Below are 25,642 nucleotides of genomic sequence, written 5' to 3' on the forward strand. Positions count from 1 at the left end.
AAGGAGACTGCGCATGACCTCGATTGCCTCGGCTTCCGCCGTCGTACTCCCACCCACCACAGACGCCGAACTGGAACAATTGCTGACCGCGGCCCGGACTGCGGCGGCGCCGCTCGCTGCGCTCCGTCCCGGCGAGCGTGCCGCACTGCTCGACGCCGTTGCTGACGCAATGGACGCAGCAGCGGACAGGCTCGTTCCCGAGGCTCAGCGTGAGACCAACTTGCCCGAGGCCCGTCTTCGTGGCGAACTCAAACGCACCACCTTCCAGCTGCGCCTTTTCGGCGAACTATTGCGGGACGGTGGCTACCTCGACGTCCGGATCGACCATGCAGATTCCGAGTGGCCCATGGGAGCGCCGCGACCCGATCTCCGGCGCCTGCGGGTGCCCCTGGGCCCGGTAGTGGTGTTCGCCGCCAGCAACTTTCCCTTCGCGTTCTCCGTTGCGGGGGGAGATACCGCCTCGGCGCTGGCCGCAGGCAACCCCGTTCTGCTCAAAGCCCACTCCGGCCACCCGGGGCTGTCCAGTCTCACGGCTGAGGTGGTGAGCTCGGCACTGCGCAACGCTGGTGCGCCTGACGGCACGTTTGCGCTCATCGTCGGGACTGCAGCCGGAGCCGCAGCCCTGCGGGACCCACGAATCAAAGCCGGCGCCTTCACAGGATCCATCCCTGGTGGGCGCGCATTGTTCGACATCGCGGGTTCCCGGCCGGAACCCATCCCGTTCTACGGAGAATTGGGCAGCAACAACCCCGCATTCGTCACCGAAGCTGCAGCCAACGAACGGGGCGCGGAGATCGCCCAAGGATTCGTGAGCTCCTTCACCATGGGCGCCGGGCAGTTCTGCACCAAGCCCGGGACGCTCTTCGTCCCTTCCGGGTCCGGATTGGTGGAAGCCCTCCGCGACGCGGTCCTGCCGCCTGCCGTTCCCCTGCTCAACGACCGCATCCAGTCCGGCTACACCGATGTCCTGCAGGATCTCCAGTCAAACCCGCGCCTCACCACGCTGGCGCAGGGTGCAGGTCCACTGGACAACCCACCGGCTCCGACGCTCCTCCTCACCACCGCCGCGGACATGCTCGCCGATCCGCACTCCCTCCAGACCGAATGCTTCGGACCCACCGCCGTAGTTGTCACCTACGACGACGAGTCCCAACTCGCCGGGCTCGCCGAGACGTTCGAGGGGCAACTTACGGCCACCGTCCACGGAACCGACTCCTGCCAGGTGGCGGCGTTGGTGGAGGTACTGGCTCGCAAGGCGGGACGGGTGGTCTGGAACCAGTGGCCAACGGGCGTCTCGGTCACCTATGCCCAACAGCATGGCGGACCGTACCCCGCCACCACCGCCATCGGAAGCACCTCCGTTGGCACCGCCGCGATCGAGCGCTTCCTGCGGCCGGTGGCTTACCAGGGCTTCCCGCAACACCTCCTTCCTGAAGCACTCCGTGAGGATAATCCCGGTGGGGTGCCCCGCCTGGTGGACGGCCAGCGGGAGAAGTAGCCTGGCTGTGGTCTCGGTGTGGCGGATTCTCAGACGACGTGTGGACGGTGCTGTTGGCCTGGTTGTTCCCCAGCGGGATACCGGCAGGCTGAGCTTTGGCCAAGGTTTGGATGCCAGCGACTCCTACTGGTGGATCCTCGCCGGCGGGATCCACGTGCCGGGATTCGGAGACTACGTTGAACCAAGGGATGAAACCTAGGCCGTAGCCGACGACTGCGGCGACGGTGACGGCGAAAGAAGCGTCAGGGGCGGACTCTCCGGGAGGACAACCAACGCCCGGGAACAACCACCAGTGCGGCCACCAGCGCCTGGATCACGAGGCCGGTGAGGGCGATGGGTACCGAAGGCGCAAGCTGATCACTTGGTTCCCCGCCGATACAGGGAACATCCCGGCTGGGTCCATCGGCAGCCCACTGCAAACCAGACAACACCCATGCCAGTTCATGCTCCCTGGGGAGCGCCTCCGCGGCGATGCTGCCGAAGAGCAGGATGGGGTTGGACGCTGCCAGCCAAGCCACCCGCTCTGTATGCGCCACTTCCACGGGGCGAAGACGCCCAACGCACTCGTATGCTGTGATCCGCCCGGTGTCGTCCCGTTCCACGTTGATGGGCACTGACGCTTGGTCCATCACCGCCGTCCCCGGGAGCAGCGCGATGGTAGCCGCTACATTGCCCAAGCACAGAAACGCCACCAGCGCCGCAGCCAGGGCAACACCTGCCGCCCTTCGGCCAGAGCATTCGCGGGCACCGGCGCCTATGAGTCCAAATAACACAATTTCAAGGACTACAACCACGACGCCGGCACCGGCCAACGCGATCGGCCCGCCGACAGCCACGCCCATCACGAGCAGCAAGATGCCGGACGGCACAGCGAAGACCGCCCCGCGGAAGACTCCGGCGAACAGCACGCCAAAGAAAGTTCGAGCTAATTGACGGAAGCCCCACACTGCCCCGAGAAGAGCAGAAACGACTGCCATCAATCCGGCCATCAGTATGTACGTGGCGCTTGGCAGGCTCGATTCAAACCATCCATTGGCTTCGCCGAAGGCCACCACAGCTGCGGCCATCGCCCAAGCGAGAATCAATGCGGACGCGCAGGTCAACCAGAACCACCACGATCGCAAGGACGTGCGGCAGTCATCCCAAGCCTCCCGCACAGCGGCTCCAAGAATGTCGGCGATCCCAGGTTGATGATTCAGCCTGCGTTCACTCCCCGCGGTCCCGTCACGCCGCGGAAACCGGTCGTCGATCACGCCGCCGCCGATCACTTCGTATTCCGAATCGCTGCGCGCTGGCCCTGGATCGTCCGGGTCCTTAGGAACCCAGGCCATGGCACCACGCAATGCTCATAGAAGGGATCGTACGCCCGGGGACCTGCTGCCGAAACGCCTGTGGGGCCGCCATGTGGTCACAATTCCTGTGGGGACACAACACGGCGATAAACTGGCCGAATAAGCTACGCAGGCGTGCTCAAATTTGGAATTTGGAGTTTGGCATGCCGCGTTCGAACCCTATTGATGCAGTGAGGGTGCACGCATGACTATGCCCACTACCGAAGTGAAGACCGAAGAGCTCTCCGACGGAGCTGCCATTACCAAGCAGCTGATCGTCCAGAAGTTCGGCGGTTCCTCGGTTGCCGATGCTGATGGCATCAAGCGGGTCGCTCAGCGTGTTGTGGATGCGCAGAAGGCCGGCAACGAGGTTGTGGTTGTTGTTTCCGCCATGGGAGACACCACAGACGAACTCCTGGACCTCGCAGGCCAGGTCACGGACTCCGCTCCTGCCCGCGAAATGGACATGCTCCTTTCCGCCGGAGAGCGAATTTCCATGGCACTGCTTGCCATGGCCATCAACAAGTTTGGCGCCTCCGCCCAGTCCTTCACGGGCTCCCAGGCAGGCATGATTACCGACGGCATCCATGGCAAGGCCCGGATTATTGACGTCGACCCCCACCGCATCCGCACCGCCCTGGACAAGGGACACATTGCGATCGTGGCGGGCTTCCAGGGCATGAGCCGCAGCACCAACGAGATCACCACGCTGGGCCGTGGCGGCTCGGACACTACGGCTGTTGCCTTGGCTGCAGCGCTCGAAGCCGATGTGTGCGAGATTTACACCGACGTGGATGGTATCTACACGGCCGATCCCCGTGTTGTGTCTTCGGCCCAGAAGATCGACCGCATCTCCAGCGAGGAAATGCTGGAACTCGCTGCTTCCGGCGCCAAGATTCTGCACCTCAGGTGCGTGGAGTATGCCCGCCGTTTCGGCGTGCCGCTGCACGTCCGTTCGTCATTCAGCCAGCACGAAGGCACGTGGGTCATCCCGGGCGCCGATGAAAAGTTCACGATTCAAGAGGGAGTTGCCTTGGAGCAGCCAATCATCTCCGGCGTTGCACACGACCGGTCCGAAGCCAAGGTCACCGTTGTAGGCGTGCCGGACATTCCGGGCAAGGCCGCTGCGATCTTCCAGGTGATCGCCGACGCCCACTCGAACATCGACATGATCGTGCAGAACGTGTCCACCCACGGCACAGGCCGCACTGACATCTCGTTCACCCTCCCAATCGTCGAAGGCGCCGATGCTTTGGCCGCCCTGCGTGCAGCTGAAGGCCAGATCGGCTTCGAGAGCATCGAATACAACGAGCACGTTGGCAAGCTGTCCCTGATCGGCGCTGGAATGCGTTCACACCCCGGCGTTTCGGCAACGTTCTTCAAGGCACTGTCCGACGCCGGCATCAATATCGACATGATCTCCACCTCGGAAATCCGCATCTCGGTGGTCACCAGCGCGGATGCCTTGGATGATGCCGTCCGCGCCATCCATGCTGCATTCGAGCTCGACGGCGATGCTGAAGCTACCGTTTACGGCGGCACCGGCCGCTAGGGTCACCACGTCCGAGAAGGGAAGGACCGGAGCCAACGCTCCGGTCCTTCCGCTGTTAAGTCGTTATCGTTCAGGCGCTATGCCCGGTCCTGGGCGCCAGCAGAACATCGATAAGCTGCCGGAGCCCGTCCGCCATATCTACGTTCTTGTCATACAGCCACTGCAACTGGAGTCCATCAAAGGCGGCAACGGTCAGCCGTGCCAGCGTTACGGCGTCGACGTCGGTACGCACCTCACCGGCGTTCTGTCGCTTTGCGATGTCGTCCGCGATGTCCCGGATGACTGCCTCGTACCGCTCCTTGAAGTAGCTGTGTGAGGCGTGCTCGGGGTCATTCGCGGTAGCTGAGGCCACCGCGTAGAGCGTGGTCAATCCGGGCTCCCTGACGTTCCGTTCCGCGATGGGCGGCATCAGGCTCAGGCCCACCGCGGCATCACCGCCAACAGCGAGCGAACGCCGATCCCGTTCTGCCAGGACTGCGGTGAGGAGTTCCTGCTTGCCCTTGAAGTAGTGGAAGAGAGTGGCTTCCTTGACGCCCACCAGTTCGGCAACCCGCTTGAGTGCGGTCCCCTCGAAACCTTCGGTCGCGAAGACGTCCGTTGCCGTCTGGATGATCTGTTCCCGGCGTTCCGCACCCTTCGCGTATTGCCCGCGGGCCTTGGAAGTAGACATTGAGTCAGTCTATTTCACCGGTCAAAAATCGAGTCATCCTAGATTTATTGTCTAAAAATCTAGTCACACTCGGTTTTTGTCGCTAAAGTCTCCTGATAAGACCCAACGATGGGTCATTGAGTTCATCAGGAGGCAATGTGGCCCTCGAAACTTCCCAACAGACCGCAGTTGCCGGCACCCAGCCCGGCACTGCTCCCGTCACTCCGGCTCAGGCTCCGGCTCCCCGCGCCTACGTCATCGGCATGCCGATCGCCAGCGCAGGCCTCTGGATGGCTGTCCTGGCTCCGGCCTTGGTGGTCCTCGCCATCAAGATTTCCGAGATCACCACCCCTGAGACGCGGGCGGGCGCCCTGAGCCTGGTTGCCGGCGTTGGAGCCATGGTGGCACTGCTCGCCAACCCGCTCTTTGGCCGCCTCAGCGACCGCACTACATCCCGTTTCGGCATGCGCAAGCCCTGGATCGTTGGAGGATCCCTGGCGGGCCTGGTTTCCCTGTTCTTCCTGGGCTCCGCTACGGACGTTTCCGCGGTGCTGGTTGCCTGGGTGGTGGCTCAGCTCGGCTTCAACGCCGCCCTGGCCGCCTTGGTAGCAACCCTGCCTGACCAGGCAGCTCCGGCGGAACGCGGACGCCTGTCGGGCCTTATCGGTATGACCTTGCCGGTGGGCCTCGTAGCGGCCGCCTTCTTCGCCCAAATGTTCGATAACGCCCTGCAAATGGCGGTAGTCCCCGGCATCGTGGGTACGGCGGTGGCCATCGCGTTCGCTTTCACGTTCAAGGATCGCGTGCTGACCGAGAAGCCCGCACCCTTGAACCTGAAGGAAGTCCTCGGCTCTTTCTACTTCAATCCCCGCACATACCCGGGGCTGGGCTGGGCCTGGCTCACCAAGTTCATGGTGTACATCGGCTACTGCGCCGGGTTGCTCTACCTTCCGTACTTCTTTGCCGACCACCTTCACGTGGGAGAAGACAAAATCACCAGCCTGGTGTTCCAGGCAACACTGGTCAGCTCTGTAGGCACAGTGGTTACCAGCCTCATCGGCGGCTGGATCAGTGATCGGATCGGCAAACGCAAGGGCCTGGTGATCATCTCCGCCGTCATCATGATGGTGGGCCTCATCGTCATCGCTACCAGCAGCACCACTGACCAGGTGCTTCTCGGCCAGGCCATAGCAGGGCTCGGCCTGGGCTGCTTTGGGGCAGTGGACGTGGCACTTATCGCCGACCTCCTGCCAGGGAGCCAAACCGAGAATGCAAAGACCTTCGGAGTCTTCAACATCGCCCAGGCCCTCCCGCAGTCCCTCGTACCCGCCGTCGCCTTCCCCGTAATCGCGCTCGGCGGCTATCCCGCATTGTTCCTCGGTGGCGCTGCCGTCGGCATCATCGGCGCCCTACTGGTCACCCGTATCAAAGGAGTCAAGTAAATGAACCCCACACTCTCGCAAGCAGTCCTGGCGACAGGCCTCCCCGACGCCGAAGAGCGCATCCGGGAACTCGCACAGAGCCTCTCCCTGGAGCAGCAGGTCCAACTACTGACGGGAGCGGATGTCTGGTCCACCCACGCCATCCCTGAAATTGGCCTCAGTCGCGTCGTCCTGTCCGACGGGCCTGCAGGCGTCCGCGGCGAAGACTTCGACGAGCGCCACGACTCAATCTCCCTCCCGTCGTCGTCCGCCCTGTCTGCAACGTGGAGCGTGGAAACCGCTCGCCGCTACGGGCAGGTTCTCGGCCAGGAGGCCCGCCGCAAGGGCGTCCACGCCGTACTCGGCCCCACCATCAACCTCCATCGTTCACCGTTGGGTGGCCGTCATTTCGAATGCATGAGCGAGGATCCGCGGCTCACAGCAACCATGGCCGCCGGGTACGTTGCCGGAGTGCAGTCCATGGGCGTAGGAGCGACTCCCAAGCATTACCTGGCCAACGAGGCCGAAACGGAGCGCTTCACTTCCGACTCAGTAGTGGACGAACGCCCGCTGCGTGAGCTCTACCTGGCAGCGTTCGAAGACGCCATCACGGAGGCCCGGGCCTGGCTGGTCATGAGCTCCTACAACTCCATCAACGGCACCACGGCGAGCGAAAACAAGCTGCTGGAAACCCCGCTCTCCACGGAATGGGGCTTCGACGGCGTGGTGGTTTCCGACTGGACGGGAGTGCGTTCCGTTGATGCTGCAAACGCCCACCAGGACTTGGAAATGCCGGGGCCTGTAGGCCATTGGGGACCCAAGCTTCTGGCCGCCGTCAATGATGGCCGCGTCAGCCGGGAGGCCATCCTGGAAAAGGTCACCCGTATCCTGCGCCTCGCTGCCCGCGTGGGCTCCCTCGAAGGCTTCGAGCCCGCGGCCACTGAGCTCCCCGCCAAACTGGACGGGGCCGCCGTCGCACGTGAAGTTGCCGTCCGCGGCGCCGTGCTGGTTCGCAACGAAGGCGGCATCCTGCCGCTGGACGCCGCCACGCTGAACAGCGTTGCGGTGATCGGTCACAATGCTGAAGAGGCCAGAACGCAGGGCGGCGGAAGCGCTACGGTGATGCCCAGGTACACCGTCTCGCCACTGGAGGGGCTGCGGAATGCACTGCCCGACGGCGTCCGTGTCACCTACGCGCGTGGCGCCAAAGTGGCCGAGGGGCTTCAGGCGTTCCCCCGGACTTCACTGCACAATCCTGTCTCCAACGTCCCGGGGATCCGCGTGACGTTCCTCGCAGAAGACGGCACGGAGATCTCGGGCGAAGACCGCCTGGCGTCACACTTGATCTGGTTCGGCATCGGCATCCCGGAAGGCGCCGCCATCATCCGGATGAAAACCGACTGGACGGCCGATTCGGCAGGTGTCCACCACCTCGGAGTGGGCACAGTGGGGCACATCCGTCTCTCATTGGATGGAGCCGAAGTCTTCAACGACGAGATCCAGGACGACACCGACGTCCTGGGTGCCGCGCTGTTCGATCCGCCCAAGACTGTTCACGCAATCGAGACCGCGGCGGGACAGAGCGTTCGCATCGAGGCCGAATACCGTCTGCCCAAGGAACAGATCATCCCGTTCACGGCCATCCTTTTGGGCGAAGAAACTGTGGTGGCGGATCCTCAGGCGGAGATCGACGCCGCGGTGGAAGTCGCCCGTGCTTCCGATGTAGCTGTGGTGGTGGTCGGAACCAATGCCGCCATCGAATCCGAGGGCTTTGACCGTAAGGACCTGGACCTCCCGGGGTTCCAGAACCAACTCGTGGAGGCTGTCGCCGCGGTCAACCCACGCACGGTAGTGGTTGTGAACTCGGGTTCACCGGTGGTGATGCCGTGGCTCGAGAAGGTAAACGCGGTGCTCCTGGGGTGGTTCGGTGGACAGGAGTTCGGCAGTGCGATTGCAGACATCCTGCTTGGCGCCGAGGAACCCGGCGGCCGGCTCCCTACAACGTGGCCGGCAGCCCTTGAAGATGTCCCGGTCCTGAACACCACCCCCGTGGACGGCAAAGTGGTCTACTCCGAGGGAATTCACGTGGGCTACCGCGCTTGGCTCAAGCAGCAACGCTCCGGCGGCCCTGCTCCGGCGCTGCCTTTCGGCTTCGGACTCGGGTATACGACTTTCGAGTTCGGCACTGCCCACGCGCCACAGTCGGTCACGGCCGGCAACGATGTGGTTGTGCACATCCCGGTGAAGAACACCGGCACGCGTACGGGACGTGAAGTTGTTCAGGTCTACCTCGAGCGCACCGATTCCGCCGTGGAACGTCCGGTCCGTTGGCTGGCAGGCTACGCCGGAACCCACCTTGCTCCCGCGGGGACTGACAGCGTTGAAGTCCGCATCCCGGCAAAGGCTTTTGCGCACTACGACGGCGGCTGGCAGTTTGAGCGTGGAACCTTCCGGCTGCTGGTGGGTCGCCATGTTTCGGACAGCTTCCAGACTCTGGACATCGAGGTGCGGTAATAATAGAGGGCAATTGGCGCGGCGTGGCGGCCTTTTTTGGGCCGCCACGCACGTGGTTTTCGCCACAAGCGCCGTATCTGGGGTATGGTATGGAATTTTCATGGCATGCTGTACGTTGCATACCCGGTAACCCCCTAACACGAAGAGGCATCAAAAAGTGGCAGCCGACTACGACGAACTCCGTACCGATGTAAAAGAGAACCAGGAGCAGTCCCTCCAGGCGCTCCAGTCCGCCAGCGCCCCCACGGCCAAGAGCGTGGTTCTTGAACTCGACGAAACTGACGGCCTGGACGCCAACGGTCCCGGCGGCGAAATCGTCGCTGAAGAACTCATCATCCAGGTCATCCCCCAGGCAAATGACGAGTTCACTTGTAACTCGTGCTTCCTGGTCCGCCACCGTTCGCAGATTGCCCGCGAAAAGGATGGCGTCGCCTACTGCACTGACTGCGAAGGCTAAAGACGACCACCACCCCGGCGGAACATGAATCGTCAGGGAGTGCCGCCGTCGGGATTAATTGCGGAAGGACCGGAGCGCACGCTCCGGTCCTTCCGCAATTAACTACTTGTCGCCCGCTTCCTCCCTGCCCTCCTTATCGGGCTCGGACTTATCGGGCTCGGACAGTCGCTCCTCGTCGGTGTATTCAGGTGCAACCACCGGGGAAAGAGCGTCGCCGAGGAGGCCGGCGGCCTCCCTGCCATCCTCTGGAGCAGGCCGGTCCGGCGACTTGTCGTCCTCCAGCGGAGTGTCCGTCATAGCCCGCCTCCTTGTCCCCCGATCATCTTCTGGCGCCGATGGTTGCTCACTCTGAGTTGAAGGATCCGCGCACCGCCGGCAAGCGCCACCAGCACGCCTCCTCCAACGGCAGCGATGAACAGCGTGGTGCCGAGGGCCAGGACCCCCTCCAAGCCGAAGAACCGGACGGTGACCATGTCCTGGTTCTGAACGAAGAACACGATCAACAGGACCAACACCACCAGGCCCACAGCTACGGCCACCCAGATCGCAGCAGTTCGTGTGGGCCGGGAACTGCCCGGTGCTGCCCGCCGCTGTGTGTGATCCGCCCGTCCAGAACCTCCCCGGGCAATTGCGGCATCATCTTGAGCGCTCATTGACTGTCCCCTCATTTCCCAGAACGTATGTGTGCCCATCACATGTCCGTGCACTCATATAATAAGCATGCTTATAAGTGGCTCAACAGTGGGCGGGCAGGAAAGACCGGAATAAGGAAGGACCGGAGTTCGCGGTCCGGTCCTTCGGTCTATGGATGCCGTTGTTACTGACGGTCACAGTTACTGGTGGTCACACGCTGTAGTCAGTTGAAGTTGGCCCGGGATCGTTGTTCCGGACAGCGTAGTGATGACCTTCCGAATCGGTCTCAACGTCGAAATTCTTCAAGTCTTCCTCGGAAGCCGTTTCGAAGTCGTCGTGTTTGTGCACAACAGGGGTATCCGTGTCCCCATGGGTTGCTGGTCCGAAGACGGACTGCAGCCGCTCGGTCACGTGCTGAAAGTTTTCCAACTTGCGTCCCATGTTCTTCCACCTCCTTTCAACGGGAGAGAGAAAAGCGGCAGGACGGCGCATGCCGTACCAGTACGCATATTTTACGCCCGCGGGCCGGAAAAGGCGCGGGATCCCAACCGGCGAAAAGGCTTAGCGCAGGGACTTATCGTCCGGATTACGGGGAACCACGTACGTGCTGCCATCCGGGCGGCGAAGGGTTTCCCATTGCTGCGTCTCCGCTTCGCGTTGGGCCAGGAGCCTGCGGTTGGCCTCGGTCATTTCATGATCGATGGAGCTGCTGTGTGCCGGGCCAAAGATGACCCTCAGCTTTCCCGTAGCGCGCATGAACTTCTGGGTAAAGGATTCCTTTGCCACGCGGATCGACTCCTCTTTTAGACGGCTCAACAACTTCATAGTACGCTAACTATTAGTGCACTAACTAATCGGGTGGGAAGGCGGCCATGACCCAGACCAGCGGGACAACCCAGACCAATGAAACAAGCCAGGTCAGCGAAACTGACGACCTCCTCTTGGAACGCCAGCTGTGCTTCGCGCTGACCGTTGCCTCGCGGAGCGTGGTGGGTATCTACAAGCCAGTCCTCGAACAGCTCGGGCTGACCCATCCGCAGTACCTTGTGATGCTTGCACTCTGGGAGCGGAGCCCCAGGACACTTAAGGACATTAGCGAAAGCCTCCTCCACGAGCCCGCCACCTTGTCCCCACTCCTGCGCCGGCTTGAGGAAGCGCAGCTCATTACCCGCGAGCGCGTGCCCGGCAACGAGCGCGCGCTTGCCGTCAAGCTGACGGAAAAGGGAGCAGCGCTTCGGGATCAGGCAACGGCGGTTCCTGGTGCAATCCGGGAGCGCCTGCACCTCAGTCGCGAGGAGGTGGCCGAACTCCACCAGGCCATGACCGGCCTCATTGCGGCCACCCAGCGCAGCGCCACCTGAGGCCCTGCGGACGGCAACCCAGCGCGACGGCCATTGAGCACCAGCACTCAGTGCGCCAAGGTGAGAATCTCAGCCCCGTCGTCGGTGATGGCTATCGTGTGCTCACTGTGGGCTGTACGGCAGCCTGTGGCGCTTCTCAGCGTCCACCCGTCGTCATCGGTAACGAGTTCGGCGGTGTCCGCCATAACCCAAGGCTCCAGCGCCAGCAGTAGTCCCGGGCGCAATTTGTATCCACGGCCCGGCCGTCCGGTATTGGCGATGTGCGGATCCTGGTGCATCGTCGATCCGATGCCGTGACCGCCGAACTGGGTATTGATCGGGTATCCCGCTTCGGTGAGGACCGAGCCTATTGCGTGGGAGATATCGCCGATGCGGGCGCCGGGTCCGGCGACGGCTATCCCTGCACTCAAGGCCCGCTCCGTTGCGTCGATCATTGCCAGGCTGTCCAAGGGCTTTGAATCGCCCACCGTGAAGCTGATGGCAGAGTCTGCAGCGACCCCGTTCTTGGAAACAGCGAGGTCCAGGGACACCAGGTCGCCGTCAGCAAGCGAGTAGTCGTGAGGCAGTCCGTGGAGTACGGCGTCGTTGACGGACGTGCAGATGTAGTGCCCAAAGGGACCCCGCCCAAAGGAGGGCGAATAGTCGACGTAGCAGGATTGGGCCCCGGCATCGGTGATCATGGCTTGAGCCCACTGATCGATCTCCAGGAGGTTGACGCCCACGGCGCTGCGGCTCTTCATTGCCTGAAGGATGTCGGCAACCAGGGCACCGGCCTCCCTTGCCCGATGCAGTTCGGTGCGGTTCAGAATCTCGATCATGCGGCGCCTTTCCCATTCAACCAATAACTATCCCGGCCATATTATCCCGGTATTAGAATTGGAGCCATGGTCAGATTGCCACTCACAGCTGAAGAGGTCGAGCGCGGACAGCGTCTCGGCGCCATGTTGCGTCGCGCCCGGGGAGGGCGCTCCATGCTGGAAATTGCGCTTGAGGCCCAGGTTTCACCCGAGACACTCCGGAAGATTGAGTCCGGACGCGTGGCAACCCCGGCATTCCAGACCATCGCAGCGATCGCCGATGTCCTCGGGCTGTCCCTCGATGAGGTGTGGGCGGGGATCAGGCAGCCCGAAAGCATTGCCGCACCGGCATAAAATGGCAGCAACCAAGGAGATTCCATGCGCTCGCGCCTCGTCCGGCCCCTCACAGGAGTCCGGCCCCTCATAGGAGTTCGGCCCCTCATAGGAGTTCGGCCCCTCATAGCCGTCCTGGCCCTCACTGGCCTGGCCGGCTGCTCGGGCATCCCCGCCCCGGGTGGGTCGAGCAGCGCTGCCTCCGCGCCGTCGTCGTCCGTCAGTCCCAGCGACAGCTCCCCCAGTCCCACGCAATCCAGCCCAACGCCAACCCAGGTGCCCACAACCCTCGGCCCCGAAGACACAGCACCGGACCCCAGCCTCCCGGGAGCAAAGCCCACGCCGGGACAAGGAAACGCTGAACTCTCCATCACGGTTCTGGAGTCCGCCAGCGCAGCACCGCAGAATTACACGCTCGTTTGCGTAAACGGTGCCCCGGCAGCCGAAAGCAAACACCCCACCGCGAACGCGGCCTGCACGGCGCTGAAGAACAATCCTTCGCTGCTAAGCCACGCACCCATTAGGAGTGACCAAGAGTGCATCCAACAGTTTGGCGGTCCGCAAACAGCCAAGGTGACCGGCGCCGTTGACGGCATGGAAGTCTCCGCTTCCTTCAGCCGCACGGACGGTTGCCAAATCGCCTTGTGGGACGCGGCCAGCGCCATCATCGGTTCCAGTGGTGGAGCAGCTTAGGCCGAAGCGCCTCCCCCAAGAGCACTGGCTCGGGATGGAGGCCGCCCATCGTGCACGCGTCGCCCGCTACGCCGACCCCTATTTGGCCCGCCGCTCGGCAGGAAAGAAACATCCCGTGGAGGATTTCCTCTTCACGTACTACACCCAGAAGCCGGGCCAATTGCTGCGCTGGCATCCCGGCGATGGCGTGGTGCTAAGTGGCGAGCGTGCCCTTGAGCGCGCCAACTGGAAGTTCTACCGCATGCTCGACGACGGCGACCTCGCCGCCGTCGGACTGCCGCCAGGAACGCCCGCCGTCACCTTCGATCGCGACAATTTCATGTCCCAACGCGCCGAAGCCGTCAGTTTCGCCGGCATTATCCTCAAAGGCACCGCGAAGCGCCCGGGTCAGTTCGGCTGCTTCGGCCTCCATGAGTGGGCCATGGTGTACCGGCAGGAGAAATTCGAGTTGCGGCACGAGTACTTGAAACTGCGGCTTGGCGGGGACGGCACTGACACGGTGGTGGAGCAGAACCGTATCCGCTGTTCCCACTTCGATGCCTTCCGCTTCTACACGCCGGACGCCGTTCCGCTCAATGAGCTCACGCCCACCCGTGAGAACCAGCGCACCATGGAACAACCTGGCTGCCTGCACGCCAACATGGACCTGTACAAGTGGGCCTACAAACTGACTCCTGCGCTGCCCAGCGAGTTGGTGATGGACTGCTTCGAACTGTCCTGGCGGATCCGGACCATGGACATGCAGGCCTCCCCTTACGACCTCGAAGAATGGGGCTACCCGCCCATCAGGATCGAGACACCGCAGGGCAAGGCCGAGTACGTTGAGTACCAGCGGGCTTTTGCGGCCGAATCCCAGACGCTGCGGGCCCGCGTGCTTCAGGCAATCGAACCGCTTCTTTAGAGGAGCGGGGTGGCCCCCCCGGGACTCTTGCCGCAAGCACCCGCCGCCACCAGCGAAAGGTAACCATGGTTTCTCCCGACAACAGCGAGTACGACGTCGATCTCACCGTTGCGCTGACAGAGGCACCTGGCGCCGCGCCCACTGAGTTCTACCTGCGGTCCGCAAAAGGCATTCTGTCTCCGGAGCCGGACTCGATAGACTCGAACCTTCCGGACGCGACCGCGGCCCTTGCCGCCGTCGAGCAGTTTGGTGAGGAAGTGTTCTTCCCGGTTCCGCGTCCGGACCGGATCTGCACGCAACAGTACGGGGGCCCGCAGGTGGCCCTTGTGACAGGTTGGTTCCGTGGGCGGAAGGTCCACAGCAAGCTCAGCCGGACCGATGGTTGCGAGATCGCACGCTGGCGCGCCATGGCACCACTCCTGGGCGGCGCGGGAGGATCCACCGGCGCCATCTGAGTCTGTGTGGACAGCTGACGCCCTTAAGAGAGCGACAGCTGTCCACACATTCCACGAATGAGCTAGCTTGCGTTATTGCTTTGCGTTGGCTCGTCTCCGCGGATCTTGTTGCTCTTCTTTTCCTTCGTCGGGTTTTCGTCATCCGGAACAACCGCGGCACCGCCAGGACTCACCACTACCGTGACGAAGCTTGGTTCGCTGGTGCCCTCGAACGTCAGGCGTCCAATGTAGGAGCCTGGCGTCAGGTTGGTCCAATTCAGCGAGATGGTGCCCGCCTTGCCGTTGGCGAGGCGGATCGGGTTGGGCGTCACCGTGGCGTTGCCCTCGTTGGCCCCCAGGACCGCGGCATCAACTGTTGCCTTGGTGGGCTGGTTGTTGGGGCTTGCATAGAGGTTGGCGAAAACGTAGTAGTCGCCCGGCGCCGGGTTGGGCACCGTCACGGATTCGCTGGCCGACGCCGTTGCGGACGGGAGCTGCTGCCCCGCTGGAGTCAGGACCAGCATGTCGAAGTCGGCCGCTTCGTCGGAGGATATGACCGAGAACTTAGCCAAAGCGCTGTTCTCCCCCACCGTCACCTTCTTGACGAAGTTCGAGGCGTTGGTCTCGCCGGCAAAGGGGCCCGGAACCAGTTCAACTGCTGAGGAATCAGCCTTGGACAGACCATCAACCGTGACTTTCACAGGTGCGTTGGTACCCGAGACGATGTTGATGGCCGCTGAGCCGTTGGGGCCAGTTCCCGTGAACGCCATGGCCTTATCCGCGATGACAGACTGCGGACGGACGGCAATGGGCGAGGTGACGGTCTTGTTTGCGCCCTGCCAGCTAAGTGAACCCATGGCGAACTTACCCAAGGCTGCATTGTTGTTCTCGAACTGCACCTTGAACGTCTTCTTTTCACCCGCAGCACCAAAGTTCAGCACGGACGGGGTGACCTTGACGTTGACACCGGGAACGTTGACGGAGGCGCGGTAGAGGCCCGGCGTCAGCGCGGTAACGGTCCGCGTGACCTCGATCTTGCCCGCCAGGTTGCCGAGCGCAAACGAGGGGACGTTCATGTCCCGCGGCTGCGTGGTGCCCAGTCCCTCAATACCGAGGTCCATGCCCGTGCCCTGGACGAATTTGAGGTAGTCCTCGGTGGTGGCGTCGTAAACCAAACCGGGGCTGAGGACCTTTGCGGGATCCACCTGTCCTGCGCCGGTGGCGAAGACATCCTTGTTGAGGGCCCCGTTGGCCAGTTTCACTAGACCGGCCGTGGTCATCATGGCCGATTTCACGGTTGCCGGTGACCACTGTGGGTTTTTGGACAGGATCAGGGCGCCGAAACCGGCCACGTGCGGGGAAGCCATGGACGTTCCGGACAGGAAGCCAAAGTTGTCTCCACCGGTTCCGATGGGCGAAACACCAGCCAGGATAGCGACGCCGGGTGCTGATACGTCAGGCTTCAGGAGGTCCGAATCCGTTGCCAGCAAGGGGCCGCGGGATGAGAATCCGGCGATCTGCGGCTGCGGCTCGGCGGGCAGGCCCGTGGTGTCGTGGTCCAGCAGGGATACGGTGATCGCCGGGTTGGCCGTCACCTTGTCCTTGATGGCCTGCGTGGCAGGAGGGTTCACATGAACGGTGGGAACAGCATGCTTGTCCGTGTCCAGCGACGATTCCGTCAGGTTCACCAGAATCATTCCGACCCCACCGGCTCGAAGGACCTCCGCGCTCTTCGCGGTGCGGTCAACCACGCCACGGTCACAGACAACAACCTTGCCGGAAACCTTGGCCGGATCCAGCGAACCGGGAGCACACAGCGCTGCGTTGCCTTCACCGCTTGCCGCGTTGGTGGAAAGCACGACGCCGGCCCCGCTCACCTCGTGGTTCATGATGCTCGCTCCGCGGAATTTGCTGCCATCGGAGAATTCGATGGTGCCCTGCAGTTCCTGCGAGAAGGAGGTGGCAGCCACAGTGGTCAACCAGGGTGCTCCGTGGTTCACGGTGCTGGCGGTTGGTCCGGAGTTTCCGGCGGAGGTTGCCACGAAGATCCCCGCCGATGCAGCGGAAAGGAAAGCCAGTGATACGGGATCGGTGGTGGATGTGGTGGAACCGGAGATGGAGTAGTTCAGCACATCCACGCCGTCCAGGATGGCCTGTTCAATGGCATCCACCGAAGCGGAGCCGTAGCAGCCGCCCGTCGTGGGATCTGTGTCTTCCCAGCAGACCTTGTAGATGGAGAGCTTGGCGGCAGGAGCGATGCCGCTGGTGATGCCGAAGCTGCGGCCGTCCACTACGGCGTCGACGTTGCCGTTGCCCGCGGCAGTGCTTGCGGTGTGGGTGCCGTGGCTGTCCACGTCTACGGGCGAGATGACTTCCTCGGGGGCACGGTTTTCCGGGGGGACACTTCCCAGGAAGCCATCCGCGAAGTAATGGGTGCTGAGAACCTTGGAGTTGCAGGCACTGCCGTCATAGCTGGCGCCTGTGTCCGTCCCGGGCTGGCATTCGCCAACGAAGGTGTCGCCGTCTGCCTTCAGCATGGCGATCTTGCCGTCAGCGGTCCGGTAAGGGACGCCTACCTGCGGGTCTCCGACCAGCGGGCCGACGGGCTCGCCTGCGAAAAAGGGATTGGAGGGTGTGTATCCGGTGTCGATGACACCAACAACGGTGCCCTTGCCGGCGTTCTCCTGGCCTCCGTATTGCGTTGCCCAGGTGCCGTTGGGGCCGCTAAGTTTCAGGAAATCAGTGGTGGAGTAGTCAGGTGCGTACTGTGTGTCCGGTGCGACCATCAGGACCTTGGGGTCCTTGGCCAGGTTGATGGCCTGCTCTGCCGTCAGGTTGGCACTGAAGCCGTTAACGGCAGTGGTGAAGTCACGTTCAATGGTGACGTTTTCCTGCTGCGCGACTTCCTGCTGCGCCTGTTGCAGGTGTTCCTGGTATTCCTTCACCTCCACGCTGCCGGATTCGAGCTTCTTGCCCTCTTCCGGCTTGGTGGGCGCAAGACCCGGCGTACCGCCGTCGTATGTAGCCGCAGGCTTTTCTGTCAGGACAACCATGTATCGGCCGTCCTTGTAGGCGCTGGGGTCAAGGTTCTTCTTGGCCACGCCTGCCAGATGTCCAGCCACAGCCTCCGGCGAGGGAGCCGCCTGGGCCGGCAACGCCACGGAAGAGAGCAGCAACGGCAAGCCCACGGCGAGAGCCGCTGCCTTTCGAAGCCCCCCGCTTCTGACGAAGCTCTTTCCTTGTGATTTCACGAGTGATAGCACCTTTCACTGAGTGAGGCCCGGGCTCCATCGCCAAGGCCTGTCAACATGCGAATGGCTGCGTTCGTGACAGTTCTTGTCAAAAATGCGCAACCAGTCGAGTCACAGAGTACAGACTGAGAGCAAAATATGACATACAGCACACTTCAGGAAATTTGTCTTGTCTCCGCGCCAAATTCACGTCACATGACGACGACCCGCATGACACCCCCGCGGTCCGCTGCCAGTCCTGCCCCAGGGAAGTGTTACCAAGCTTCCAAGACTCTCCCACGCTTGGGTCTCATTGTTGAGAACGGTCGTTTCGGCGCCATCGCCCTTCGCCTCCCTCAGTCCGTACTGGTACCCAGCGATGGAGTATTCGTGGAGGTTTCCGTCTTTGGCCGCTTGCGGTTGGAGGAAGACAATGTAGTCCTTGCCAACCTCGACGTCGACGTCGTCGGTGATCTTTGCCTGGATGTACATAGCGTCGTTAGGCTTCTGACCCCCATTCAGATTCAGAATCTTCTGCTGCTGAGCGGGATTAAGAGTGTTCCAGTAGTCGTCGTAGCTTACGATCCCGCCAACACGCGAATAATTCAGCTGGGTACCAGCTTCAATGTCCCCCTTGCAGGCCTCGCGGACCGACATCTTCCCGAAGGTCTGCGGTAAGACATATTGATTGGAAATCGGGCTGAACGATCGTCCTCCATCGATTGAGTCGATGTGCACGCGGGCAACGAGAGGGTACTTATTGAATCCATAGAATGGATCATTTGCTTCCCAAAGAAACTCAACGTCGGTACCAGCCTGCTGTATTTGGTCTATCGGGATGTTGGCATAGGCATCGTTCGAATTCGGAGGTGCCGACTGTTCCACTTGCTGACTTGATTCTGAAGCAAGAGGTTTGGTTGGTTCCGGGGCACATGAGGACAAGCTGGTAACCAACAGCGTGGCCGCAACCACGAAAAGCGCACTTGCCTTATTCATTTTTTGCCCCCACGTAACAGATGGAACGTGACTGTCTTTTATCCGAGGGTATAGGTACATACCGGCATACCTTTTCAACGATGGAGTTGCAGTGAAAATCCTCGTCCCCCACACCATCAACCTGGACCTCGTCGACTCGGGCGAGGACGTGTTCGTTTACCAGGCGGATGAGCCCGTTCCGGACGAGCACCTTGACGCGGAGGTCCTGGTGGTCTGGCAGAACACGTCGGAGAATCTGGCCGACGCCGCCCGAAGGATGAGTCAGCTCAAACTCGTGCAGACCCTGGCAGCCGGACCGGATTCCGTGCTGGCAGCGGGCTTTGCGGCCAACGTGTCTATCGCCTCGGGTCGCTCACTTCACGACGGTCCAGTGGCTGAGCACGCCTTGGCTCTCACGCTCGCCGCCGTGCGGCGGCTGGACCTTCTGCTCGAAGCCCAAAAGTCCGCGAGGTGGGACCACGCCTACAATGCAGCGCAAGCCAGCGCGGAAACGGAACAGCTTTACACGCTCGACGGCGCGAACGTCACCATTTGGGGGTTCGGTTCCATCGCGGGACGACTCGCTCCCATGCTCACCGCGCTGGGGGCAAACGTCACCGGCGTGGCCAGCTCACGCGGGGAGCGCTATGGCTTCCCCGTCGCTGAGGCGGAGGAACTTCCCCAAATACTGCGAACCACGGATGTGCTGATCTCGATACTGCCTGCCACCCCCGAGACCACTGACGCGTTGAGCGCTGAACTCTTGCGTACACTTCCGGCGACCGCAATTTTCGTCAACGTTGGCCGCGGGGCAACCGTTGATGAAGACGCCCTGGTTGCCGCCTTGCACGAGGGTCGCCTGCGCGCCGCAGCGTTGGATGTCACCAAGGAAGAACCCCTGCCCGCAGACTCCAAACTCTGGTCGGCGCCAAATGTCATCATCACCCCGCACGTTGCGGGCAACCGCCCCAAGGGGTCAGCCAAGCTGGTCCTTGCCAACCTGTCAGCACTCCGGGAAGGCCGGGCCTTGACCAACCAGGTTTCCGGCTAGCACGAAGAGGCACTGCGCGAGCCGCAAAATGACGAAAAAGTGGGCCCGTCCGGGAGGACGGACCCCACTTTCGTGAAAGATAAAGTCAGGCGTGCTCGTAGGTCAGGCAGTCTGCAGCCTCGCGGCCAGGGCCAACCTTGACGTCGTGGGCCTCGCACATGAGGTTGTTGTTGTGAACGCATTCGGACCGCTGGCAAGCACCTACGTGGGCAAGGACCTTGGGAAGGCCTCCCATTGCGTTGGTGTCGATGAACGTGGCGCAGGAAGCGTGGTCCTGGGATCCACCAATGGTGATTCCAAAAGCAGTACATCCATCATGGTTGAAGCCGCAGCTGCCAACGCTACAGGCGGATACTTCGGCAATGTGTTCGGTCATTGTTCCTCCTGGTTGGATCCGGATTTAACGAAGGGCCTGAACCCCGCGTGTAGTCCCTAAACTACGCCGCCTTGGCCGGATTTAACCCGAAGGAATAGCGCATTTGCACGTGCGCTAATGCCGCTGTTTGCCGGGTGTGCGGAGAGCATCGCTGATCTTCGCGCGCGTTTCCTTATCCAACGGGGCTGTCACGTGGTGTTCCCTCGCCGCCCTGTCAGCCTTGATTTTCTGGATGACCATTCGTCCCAGACCCGCAAAAACAGCTGCGGCTACGACGCCCAGCACCATCGACCTCGGTTTCTCCGCCATGCCACAATCCTAGTGACGGGCGCCACGCCCGGCGAGTGCCGCCGTCGGGCTTTCATTGCCCGGAATTTGGTGGGGATCGGCGGGGGGTCCTCGCGGAATCCGGCTGAATAGGGTATGCGCGCCGGTCCCGGTAAGATAGGTGTGCAAGCTCGCGGAGCGCCCCCACGCTGTAGAAACCCAGTTGACCGGCGTGAGACGGCAACTCCGCGGCAGCCTTATTTAAGGTTCACCCAACTCACGCACAGGAGTTACCGGATGCCCCGGATCGTCGTTGACGTCATGCCCAAGCCCGAGATTCTGGACCCCCAGGGGAAAGCCATCGTGGGTGCACTGCCCCGCCTCGGCTTCAACAGCTTCAGCGCAGTCCGTCAGGGCAAGCGTTTCGAACTGACAGTTGACGGCGAGGTGACCGACGCTATCTTGGCCCAGGCCCGTGAGGCCGCAGAGACCCTCCTGTCCAACCCGGTGATCGAGGATGTTGTCAACGTCGAGGTCGTCGAGGCCTGATATGACATCGATCCCCCTGATTGGCGAGGCCGTGGCCGTCGCCGCTGAGCCCCGCTTGGCCGGCGCCAAGATCGGCGTCGTGACCTTCCCCGGCACCCTTGACGACCGCGACGCCGCCCGTGCAGTGCGGCTTGCAGGCGCCACGGCGGTTCCGCTGTGGCATGCAGATACCGAACTCGGAGATGTTGACGCAGTCATCATCCCCGGTGGTTTCTCCTACGGTGACTACCTGCGTGCCGGCGCCATTTCACGTTTCGCGCCGCTGATGACCAAGATCATCGACGCCGCCAACTCGGACGCAAAGCTCCCGGTTTTGGGTATTTGCAACGGCTTCCAGATCCTCACGGAATCGCACCTGCTGCCCGGTTCCATGATCAAGAACGACCACCTGAAGTTCATCTGCCGGGACCAGGTGCTGCGCGTGGAGAACGCCAACACTGCCTGGACCCTGGACTACCGGAACGGCCAGGAAATCACTGTGCCGCTGAAGAACCAGGACGGCCAGTACATCGCTGACGAGAAGACCTTGGACGCCCTTGAGGCTGAGGGCCGCGTGGTGTTCCGCTACGTAGGCTTCAACCCGAACGGCTCCCGCCGCGACATCGCAGGCATCTCGAATGCTGCAGGCAACGTAGTGGGCCTCATGCCCCACCCCGAGCACGCGGTTGAGGTCGGTTTCGGACCTGAGTCCCTTGATGGAATCGGCGGCTCCGACACCGACGGCCTGGGCTTCTTCACCTCCGTTTTGAACAAGATTGTGGGAGGCGACAAGTGACCACGGAAACCACCAAGAAGTTCAACATCGATACTGTTGAACACGCTGCCAAGACCCCGGACACGGAACTCCCGTGGGCCGAGCTCGGCCTGAAGCAGAACGAATTCGACGAGATCGTCAAGGTCCTGGGCCGCCGCCCCACCGGCGCCGAACTGGCCATGTACTCCGTCATGTGGAGCGAGCACTGCTCCTACAAGTCCTCCAAGAACCACCTCCGCCAGTTCGGCGAGAAGGTCACCGAGGAAATGAAGAAGGACATGCTGGTGGGCATCGGCGAGAACGCCGGCGTCACCAACCTAGGCGACGGCTGGGCCGTGACGTTCAAGATCGAGTCCCACAACTCGCCGTCGTTCGTTGAGCCTTACCAGGGCGCCGCTACCGGCATCGGCGGCATCGTCCGCGACATCATCTCCATGGGCGCACGCCCGGTTGCCGTGATGGACCCGCTGCGCTTCGGCGCGATCGACCACCCGGACACCGCCCGCGTCATGCACGGTGCCGTTGCCGGAATCGGTGGCTATGGCAACTGCCTCGGCCTGCCGAACATCGGCGGCGAAATGGTCTTCGACTCCGTCTACCAAGGCAACCCGCTGGTAAACGCACTCGCCGTAGGCGTCATGCGCCACGAGGACATCCGCCTGGCCAACGCCTCCGGCAAGGGCAACAAGGTTGTCCTGTTTGGTGCGCGGACGGGTGGCGACGGCATCGGCGGCGCTTCGGTGCTGGCCTCGGAGTCCTTCGACGACACCAAGCCCTCTAAGCGCCCCGCCGTCCAGGTAGGCGACCCCTTCGCTGAGAAGGTCCTCATTGAGTGCTGCCTCGAGCTTTTCAAGGGCTCGCTGGTTGAAGGCATCCAGGACCTCGGCGCTGCTGGTATTTCCTGTGCCACATCCGAGCTCGCCTCCAACGGCGACGGCGGCATGGAGGTCGAACTGACCTCCGTCCTGTTGCGCGACCCCACGCTGACCCCGGGCGAGATCCTCATGTCCGAGTCTCAGGAACGCATGATGGCCGTGGTCACCCCGGAGAACATCGAAGCTTTCGAAGCTGTGATGGACAAGTGGGCCGTGGAGTACTCCTGGTTGGGTGAGGTCACCGATACCGGTCGCCTCATCATCACCTGGGAAGGCGAAGTAATCGTCGACGTCGATCCCCGCACCGTTGCGCACGACGGCCCGGTCTACGACCGCCCGTTCGCACGCCCGGAATGGCAGGACTCGGTCCAGGCGAACTCCTTCACCGGTTCCGTTGAGGATGCCGACCGTCCTTCCGCTCCGTCGGAACTGGCTGCAGCCGTTACTGAACTGGTCGCTTCGCCGAACATGTGCAGCAAAGACTGGATCACCAACCAGTACGACCGCTACGTTGGCGGCAACACTGCCATGGCCTTCCCGGATGATGCCGGTGTGGTCCGCGTTGACGAGGAAACCGGGTTGGGCGTTGCCTTGGCCACGGACGCCAACGGCCGCTACACCTACCTTGAGCCGTACCAGGGCGCCCAGCTCGCGTTGGCCGAGGCCTACCGCAATGTGGCCACCTCTGGTGCTGTTCCGATGGCCGTCAGCGACTGCCTGAACTTCGGTTCCCCGGAGGACCCGGACGTCATGTGGCAGCTGGCCGAAGCCATCCGCGGCCTCTCGGATGCCTGCATGGAGCTTGGCATTCCCGTCACCGGCGGCAACGTCTCCCTGTACAACCAGACCGGCACCACGCCGATCCACCCCTCCCCTGTGGTAGCAGTTCTCGGCAAGCTCGACGACGTCGCCCGCCGCACGCCGTCGGGTTGGCGCGAGGATGGCCAGGCCATCTACCTGCTGGGCACCACCGCAGCAGAACTGGACGGTTCGGAATGGTCCAACCTGCGTGGACACCTCGGTGGCCTGCCGCCGAAGGTCGACCTCGCTGCCGAGCGTGCTTTGGGCGAGATCCTGATCAACGCTTCCCGTGACGGCATGGTCGACGCAGCACACGACCTCTCCGAAGGCGGACTTGCAGCCGCACTGGTTGAGTCGTCACTGCGCTACGGCGTCGGCGCCCGCATTGCCCTTGAGGAACTCCTGGAGCGCGACGGCGTTGACCTGTTCACCGCGCTGTTCTCCGAGTCCCAGGCCCGCGCAATCGTCTCCGTGCCGCGCTCCGAGGAAGTCCGCTTTAAGGACATGTGCACCGCCCGCGGCTTCGCCCACCTCCGGATCGGCGTAGTTGATGCTGCCAGCGAGAAGCTGGAGATCAACGGCGTGGACGAGCTGTCCCTGGACGCTCTCCGCGAAGCACACGAGGCCACCTTGCCGAAGTACTTCGGCTAAGCCTCCCCGCTAAAGCAACGCGGGGTCACTTGCGGCCCATAAATCCCCTCGGGATGGGCCGTAAGTGACCTCGCGTTGGGCGTTTAAGCGGGCCAGGTCTGTTGCCGGGAGAGCTGGTCCGTGAATTCCGGTCCCGGCAGAGGGCGGCCGAAGTAATACCCCTGTCCACTTGTGCACCCGATGCTTCGCAGCGCTTCGGCCTGTTCCGCTGTTTCGATTCCCTCCCAGATGCCTTCCAGCCCGCAGGAGCGGATTACCTGTTGGATCGCGGCGAGGAAACCCAGCTGCGCACTGTCCTTGCTCAGTTCCTGGACGAACTGCCGGTCCACTTTCACGCGGTCCACCGGAAGTTTTCGCAGGTAGCCCATGGACGAGTATCCTGTGCCGAAGTCGTCGATCTCCAGTCCAACGCCCAAGCGGTGCAGGCTCGCCAAGGTGTAACGGTCCAGTTCGTTGTTCTGGATGATGGCGCTCTCCGTAAGCTCCAAAACCAGTGATTCCGGAGGCAGGCCCGTCTTGCCCAACGCGTCCCGCACGTCGTCAACGAACTCCAGGCTTTGCAGATCTGCAGCAGAGACATTGATTCGCATCGTGAAATTGTGTTGTGCCGTGACGGGGTTGTCCCGCCACTGACGCAGTTGCTCCACGGCCACGCGGAGCACCCAGCGGCCCAACTCCGCGATCAAGCCGGTGGCCTCTGCAACGGGGATAAAATGGTCCGGCATGATGAGACCACGCACAGGGTGGTTCCAGCGGACCAAGGCCTCGCTGCCCTCAATCCGGCCGGTGGCCAGCTCAACGATCGGCTGGTAGAAGAGGACCAGCTGATCCGAGCGGATGGCTTCCCGGAGCTCCCCCACAATCTGGCGCTGGAGTTGCCGGGCATGAAGCGTGGAGGGATCGAACAACTTGAGCTTGTTCCGGCCCTCACTCTTGGACTCCTCCATCGCCATATCTGCCTCCTGGAGAAGGTCCTCGACGCTGTGGTGCGGCTCGGCAATCCGAAGCCCCATGCTGGCACCACAGCGGACACTGCTGTTCCCGAGGTCGATGTTGGGTTCCAGCGCCGCAAGGATACGGTTTCCGACGGCGGCCGCCCGGTTTTGCGGCGTGGCAGGCAACAGCACGGCGAATTCGTCGCCGCCCAGGCGGGTGACGACGTCGTTCTCCCTCACCGCCGAGCGGATCCGCATCCCCACCGTGACCAGAATCTGGTCTGCGGAAGCATAGCCAGCGGACTTCTTGAGTCCCTTGAAGCCATCCAGGGTGACGAGGAGGAGCGCGGCTGGGGTTGCGCCCCCGGCAGCAGCCTCCTGCGCTTCAATGAAGGCATCCATCAAAGCCACGCGGTTGCCAAGCCCCGTGAGGGCATCGGTGAAGACTTCCCGCCGCTGCTCGTGGCGTGCGTGATGAAGCTCCTCCATCAACGCCCTGATATGCCGCTCCAGTTTCCCGGTCCGAGCGTCAATATCGGCCGGAAAGGAGCGGCTGGGCTGGATTCGGCTGGGTTGGATTCCGCTGGGCTGGATTCGGCTGGGT

Annotated in this window: 27 protein-coding genes; 15 read left to right on the forward strand and 12 right to left on the reverse strand. The window is 62.6% G+C overall.

Annotated features, from left to right (window positions below; translation table 11 throughout):
* Positions 1 to 13 precede the first annotated feature (13 nt).
* Together ABIE18_RS01570 and ABIE18_RS01575 are read left to right on the forward strand one after the other, a co-directional pair.
* Positions 14 to 1,498 carry an aldehyde dehydrogenase (NADP(+)) gene (locus ABIE18_RS01570; RefSeq protein ID WP_499720871.1) on the forward strand — a complete coding sequence of 495 codons (1,485 nt, stop codon included), beginning with the start codon at positions 14 to 16 and terminating at the stop codon, positions 1,496 to 1,498.
* Positions 1,499 to 1,538: 40 nt separating this feature from the next.
* Positions 1,539 to 1,697 carry a hypothetical protein gene (locus ABIE18_RS01575; protein ID WP_499720872.1) on the forward strand — a complete coding sequence of 53 codons (159 nt, stop codon included), beginning with the start codon at positions 1,539 to 1,541 and terminating at the stop codon, positions 1,695 to 1,697.
* Positions 1,698 to 1,740: 43 nt separating this feature from the next.
* Here the strand turns inward: ABIE18_RS01575 and ABIE18_RS01580 are convergent, their stop codons facing one another.
* The gene (locus tag ABIE18_RS01580) at positions 1,741 to 2,829 is read right to left on the reverse strand and encodes a hypothetical protein (RefSeq protein ID WP_499720873.1); all 1,089 of its coding nucleotides are present in this window, start codon (positions 2,827 to 2,829) and stop codon (positions 1,741 to 1,743) included.
* Positions 2,830 to 3,034: 205 nt separating this feature from the next.
* Between ABIE18_RS01580 and ABIE18_RS01585 the strand changes: the two genes are divergently transcribed.
* Positions 3,035 to 4,381 (forward strand): aspartate kinase, encoded by a 1,347-nt coding sequence (locus tag ABIE18_RS01585; protein ID WP_442018668.1) that lies wholly within the window; start codon positions 3,035 to 3,037, stop codon positions 4,379 to 4,381.
* A 70-nt stretch (positions 4,382 to 4,451) separates the two neighbouring features.
* On the opposite strand, the gene ABIE18_RS01590 is transcribed toward ABIE18_RS01585, so the two are convergent.
* A complete protein-coding gene (locus ABIE18_RS01590) occupies positions 4,452 to 5,051 on the reverse strand; it encodes a TetR/AcrR family transcriptional regulator (RefSeq protein WP_499720874.1) in 600 nt (199 codons plus the stop codon).
* Between the two features lie 137 nt (positions 5,052 to 5,188).
* Here ABIE18_RS01590 and ABIE18_RS01595 point away from each other — a divergent pair, with 137 nt between their 5' ends.
* The 3 genes from ABIE18_RS01595 (at position 5,189) to ABIE18_RS01605 (ending at position 9,422) form a co-directional block, all read left to right on the forward strand.
* Positions 5,189 to 6,472, forward strand: a complete 1,284-nt coding sequence (locus tag ABIE18_RS01595; RefSeq protein ID WP_499720875.1) for an MFS transporter — start codon at positions 5,189 to 5,191, stop codon at positions 6,470 to 6,472.
* The gene (locus tag ABIE18_RS01600) at positions 6,473 to 8,965 is read left to right on the forward strand and encodes a beta-glucosidase family protein (RefSeq protein ID WP_499720876.1); all 2,493 of its coding nucleotides are present in this window, start codon (positions 6,473 to 6,475) and stop codon (positions 8,963 to 8,965) included.
* Between the two features lie 157 nt (positions 8,966 to 9,122).
* Positions 9,123 to 9,422, forward strand: a complete 300-nt coding sequence (locus tag ABIE18_RS01605; RefSeq protein ID WP_216921958.1) for a DUF4193 domain-containing protein — start codon at positions 9,123 to 9,125, stop codon at positions 9,420 to 9,422.
* A gap of 102 nt (positions 9,423 to 9,524) precedes the next feature.
* Here the strand turns inward: ABIE18_RS01605 and ABIE18_RS01610 are convergent, their stop codons facing one another.
* From ABIE18_RS01610 to ABIE18_RS01625, 4 genes are all read right to left on the reverse strand, one after another.
* Complete coding sequence (locus ABIE18_RS01610) at positions 9,525 to 9,719, reverse strand: hypothetical protein (RefSeq protein ID WP_499720877.1); 195 nt, start codon at positions 9,717 to 9,719, stop codon at positions 9,525 to 9,527.
* Complete coding sequence (locus ABIE18_RS01615) at positions 9,716 to 10,075, reverse strand: LapA family protein (RefSeq protein WP_499720878.1); 360 nt, start codon at positions 10,073 to 10,075, stop codon at positions 9,716 to 9,718. Before ABIE18_RS01615 ends, ABIE18_RS01610 begins: the two co-directional genes overlap by 4 nt.
* 190 nt (positions 10,076 to 10,265) lie before the next feature.
* Entirely contained in the window at positions 10,266 to 10,496 is a 231-nt protein-coding gene (locus ABIE18_RS01620; RefSeq protein ID WP_477514488.1) for a hypothetical protein, read from the reverse strand.
* 120 nt (positions 10,497 to 10,616) lie between these two features.
* On the reverse strand, positions 10,617 to 10,841 hold the full coding sequence (locus tag ABIE18_RS01625; protein WP_224094137.1) for a hypothetical protein: 225 nt from the start codon (positions 10,839 to 10,841) through the stop codon (positions 10,617 to 10,619).
* A gap of 86 nt (positions 10,842 to 10,927) precedes the next feature.
* Between ABIE18_RS01625 and ABIE18_RS01630 the strand changes: the two genes are divergently transcribed.
* A complete protein-coding gene (locus tag ABIE18_RS01630) occupies positions 10,928 to 11,416 on the forward strand; it encodes a MarR family winged helix-turn-helix transcriptional regulator (protein ID WP_499720879.1) in 489 nt (162 codons plus the stop codon).
* Between the two features lie 47 nt (positions 11,417 to 11,463).
* On the opposite strand, the gene map is transcribed toward ABIE18_RS01630, so the two are convergent.
* Complete coding sequence (map, locus tag ABIE18_RS01635; protein ID WP_499720880.1) at positions 11,464 to 12,234, reverse strand: type I methionyl aminopeptidase; 771 nt, start codon at positions 12,232 to 12,234, stop codon at positions 11,464 to 11,466.
* A 66-nt stretch (positions 12,235 to 12,300) separates the two neighbouring features.
* Here map and ABIE18_RS01640 point away from each other — a divergent pair, with 66 nt between their 5' ends.
* The 4 genes from ABIE18_RS01640 to ABIE18_RS01655 all read left to right on the forward strand — a co-directional run bounded on the left by ABIE18_RS01640 (position 12,301) and on the right by ABIE18_RS01655 (position 14,595).
* A complete protein-coding gene (locus ABIE18_RS01640) occupies positions 12,301 to 12,567 on the forward strand; it encodes a helix-turn-helix domain-containing protein (RefSeq protein WP_499720881.1) in 267 nt (88 codons plus the stop codon).
* A gap of 24 nt (positions 12,568 to 12,591) precedes the next feature.
* On the forward strand, positions 12,592 to 13,239 hold the full coding sequence (locus tag ABIE18_RS01645) for a serine protease inhibitor (RefSeq protein ID WP_499720882.1): 648 nt from the start codon (positions 12,592 to 12,594) through the stop codon (positions 13,237 to 13,239).
* Between the two features lie 34 nt (positions 13,240 to 13,273).
* Entirely contained in the window at positions 13,274 to 14,140 is an 867-nt protein-coding gene (locus ABIE18_RS01650; protein WP_499721366.1) for a 3-methyladenine DNA glycosylase, read from the forward strand.
* Between the two features lie 65 nt (positions 14,141 to 14,205).
* The gene (locus tag ABIE18_RS01655) at positions 14,206 to 14,595 is read left to right on the forward strand and encodes a serine protease inhibitor (protein ID WP_499720883.1); all 390 of its coding nucleotides are present in this window, start codon (positions 14,206 to 14,208) and stop codon (positions 14,593 to 14,595) included.
* A gap of 62 nt (positions 14,596 to 14,657) precedes the next feature.
* On the opposite strand, the gene ABIE18_RS01660 is transcribed toward ABIE18_RS01655, so the two are convergent.
* Complete coding sequence (locus ABIE18_RS01660) at positions 14,658 to 17,825, reverse strand: S8 family serine peptidase (protein WP_499720884.1); 3,168 nt, start codon at positions 17,823 to 17,825, stop codon at positions 14,658 to 14,660.
* 186 nt (positions 17,826 to 18,011) lie between these two features.
* The gene (locus ABIE18_RS01665) at positions 18,012 to 18,800 is read right to left on the reverse strand and encodes a hypothetical protein (RefSeq protein WP_499720885.1); all 789 of its coding nucleotides are present in this window, start codon (positions 18,798 to 18,800) and stop codon (positions 18,012 to 18,014) included.
* A 91-nt stretch (positions 18,801 to 18,891) separates the two neighbouring features.
* On the opposite strand from ABIE18_RS01665, the gene ABIE18_RS01670 reads away from it, so the two are divergent.
* Positions 18,892 to 19,830, forward strand: a complete 939-nt coding sequence (locus ABIE18_RS01670; protein WP_499720886.1) for a phosphoglycerate dehydrogenase — start codon at positions 18,892 to 18,894, stop codon at positions 19,828 to 19,830.
* An 85-nt stretch (positions 19,831 to 19,915) separates the two neighbouring features.
* On the opposite strand, the gene ABIE18_RS01675 is transcribed toward ABIE18_RS01670, so the two are convergent.
* Both ABIE18_RS01675 and ABIE18_RS01680 read right to left on the reverse strand, forming a co-directional pair.
* Entirely contained in the window at positions 19,916 to 20,206 is a 291-nt protein-coding gene (locus ABIE18_RS01675; protein ID WP_089593595.1) for a DUF1540 domain-containing protein, read from the reverse strand.
* A gap of 114 nt (positions 20,207 to 20,320) precedes the next feature.
* Positions 20,321 to 20,515 carry a hypothetical protein gene (locus ABIE18_RS01680; RefSeq protein ID WP_431118106.1) on the reverse strand — a complete coding sequence of 65 codons (195 nt, stop codon included), beginning with the start codon at positions 20,513 to 20,515 and terminating at the stop codon, positions 20,321 to 20,323.
* A gap of 255 nt (positions 20,516 to 20,770) precedes the next feature.
* Between ABIE18_RS01680 and purS the strand changes: the two genes are divergently transcribed.
* The 3 genes from purS to purL are packed head-to-tail and all read left to right on the forward strand — an operon-like array spanning position 20,771 to position 24,103.
* Positions 20,771 to 21,022: a phosphoribosylformylglycinamidine synthase subunit PurS gene (gene purS / locus ABIE18_RS01685; protein ID WP_011773385.1), complete on the forward strand. Its 252-nt coding sequence runs from the start codon at positions 20,771 to 20,773 to the stop codon at positions 21,020 to 21,022.
* Between the two features lies 1 nt (position 21,023).
* Positions 21,024 to 21,797: a phosphoribosylformylglycinamidine synthase subunit PurQ gene (gene purQ / locus ABIE18_RS01690; protein ID WP_499720887.1), complete on the forward strand. Its 774-nt coding sequence runs from the start codon at positions 21,024 to 21,026 to the stop codon at positions 21,795 to 21,797.
* A complete protein-coding gene (gene purL / locus ABIE18_RS01695) occupies positions 21,794 to 24,103 on the forward strand; it encodes a phosphoribosylformylglycinamidine synthase subunit PurL (protein ID WP_499720888.1) in 2,310 nt (769 codons plus the stop codon). The genes purQ and purL overlap by 4 nt, the downstream gene beginning before the upstream one ends.
* A gap of 83 nt (positions 24,104 to 24,186) precedes the next feature.
* Here purL and ABIE18_RS01700 read toward each other — a convergent pair whose 3' ends face one another.
* Positions 24,187 to 25,602, reverse strand: coding sequence for a putative bifunctional diguanylate cyclase/phosphodiesterase (locus tag ABIE18_RS01700; RefSeq protein WP_499721367.1), 1,416 nt, complete (start codon positions 25,600 to 25,602; stop codon positions 24,187 to 24,189).
* Positions 25,603 to 25,642: the final 40 nt, after the last annotated feature.

It is taken from the genome of Arthrobacter sp. 2762, assembly GCF_040548745.1.
In the GTDB taxonomy this organism is placed as follows: Bacteria; Actinomycetota; Actinomycetes; order Actinomycetales; family Micrococcaceae; genus Arthrobacter.

Excerpts from the sequence above, each read along its gene's own strand:
- ABIE18_RS01650 (WP_499721366.1), top strand. The coding sequence starts at position 13,274 with ATGGAGGCCGCCCATCGTGCACGCGTCGCCCGCTACGCCGACCCCTAT.
- purQ (WP_499720887.1), top strand. The coding sequence starts at position 21,024 with ATGACATCGATCCCCCTGATTGGCGAGGCCGTGGCCGTCGCCGCTGAG.
- map (WP_499720880.1), bottom strand. The coding sequence starts at position 12,234 with ATGATCGAGATTCTGAACCGCACCGAACTGCATCGGGCAAGGGAGGCC.
- ABIE18_RS01600 (WP_499720876.1), top strand. The coding sequence starts at position 6,473 with ATGAACCCCACACTCTCGCAAGCAGTCCTGGCGACAGGCCTCCCCGAC.
- ABIE18_RS01680 (WP_431118106.1), bottom strand. The coding sequence starts at position 20,515 with ATGGCGGAGAAACCGAGGTCGATGGTGCTGGGCGTCGTAGCCGCAGCT.
- ABIE18_RS01630 (WP_499720879.1), top strand. The coding sequence starts at position 10,928 with ATGACCCAGACCAGCGGGACAACCCAGACCAATGAAACAAGCCAGGTC.
- ABIE18_RS01655 (WP_499720883.1), top strand. The coding sequence starts at position 14,206 with ATGGTTTCTCCCGACAACAGCGAGTACGACGTCGATCTCACCGTTGCG.
- ABIE18_RS01675 (WP_089593595.1), bottom strand. The coding sequence starts at position 20,206 with ATGACCGAACACATTGCCGAAGTATCCGCCTGTAGCGTTGGCAGCTGC.
- ABIE18_RS01665 (WP_499720885.1), bottom strand. The coding sequence starts at position 18,800 with ATGAATAAGGCAAGTGCGCTTTTCGTGGTTGCGGCCACGCTGTTGGTT.
- ABIE18_RS01615 (WP_499720878.1), bottom strand. The coding sequence starts at position 10,075 with ATGAGCGCTCAAGATGATGCCGCAATTGCCCGGGGAGGTTCTGGACGG.
- ABIE18_RS01570 (WP_499720871.1), top strand. The coding sequence starts at position 14 with ATGACCTCGATTGCCTCGGCTTCCGCCGTCGTACTCCCACCCACCACA.
- ABIE18_RS01610 (WP_499720877.1), bottom strand. The coding sequence starts at position 9,719 with ATGACGGACACTCCGCTGGAGGACGACAAGTCGCCGGACCGGCCTGCT.
- ABIE18_RS01580 (WP_499720873.1), bottom strand. The coding sequence starts at position 2,829 with ATGGCCTGGGTTCCTAAGGACCCGGACGATCCAGGGCCAGCGCGCAGC.
- ABIE18_RS01590 (WP_499720874.1), bottom strand. The coding sequence starts at position 5,051 with ATGTCTACTTCCAAGGCCCGCGGGCAATACGCGAAGGGTGCGGAACGC.
- purS (WP_011773385.1), top strand. The coding sequence starts at position 20,771 with ATGCCCCGGATCGTCGTTGACGTCATGCCCAAGCCCGAGATTCTGGAC.
- ABIE18_RS01640 (WP_499720881.1), top strand. The coding sequence starts at position 12,301 with ATGGTCAGATTGCCACTCACAGCTGAAGAGGTCGAGCGCGGACAGCGT.
- ABIE18_RS01585 (WP_442018668.1), top strand. The coding sequence starts at position 3,035 with ATGACTATGCCCACTACCGAAGTGAAGACCGAAGAGCTCTCCGACGGA.
- ABIE18_RS01645 (WP_499720882.1), top strand. The coding sequence starts at position 12,592 with ATGCGCTCGCGCCTCGTCCGGCCCCTCACAGGAGTCCGGCCCCTCATA.
- ABIE18_RS01620 (WP_477514488.1), bottom strand. The coding sequence starts at position 10,496 with ATGGGACGCAAGTTGGAAAACTTTCAGCACGTGACCGAGCGGCTGCAG.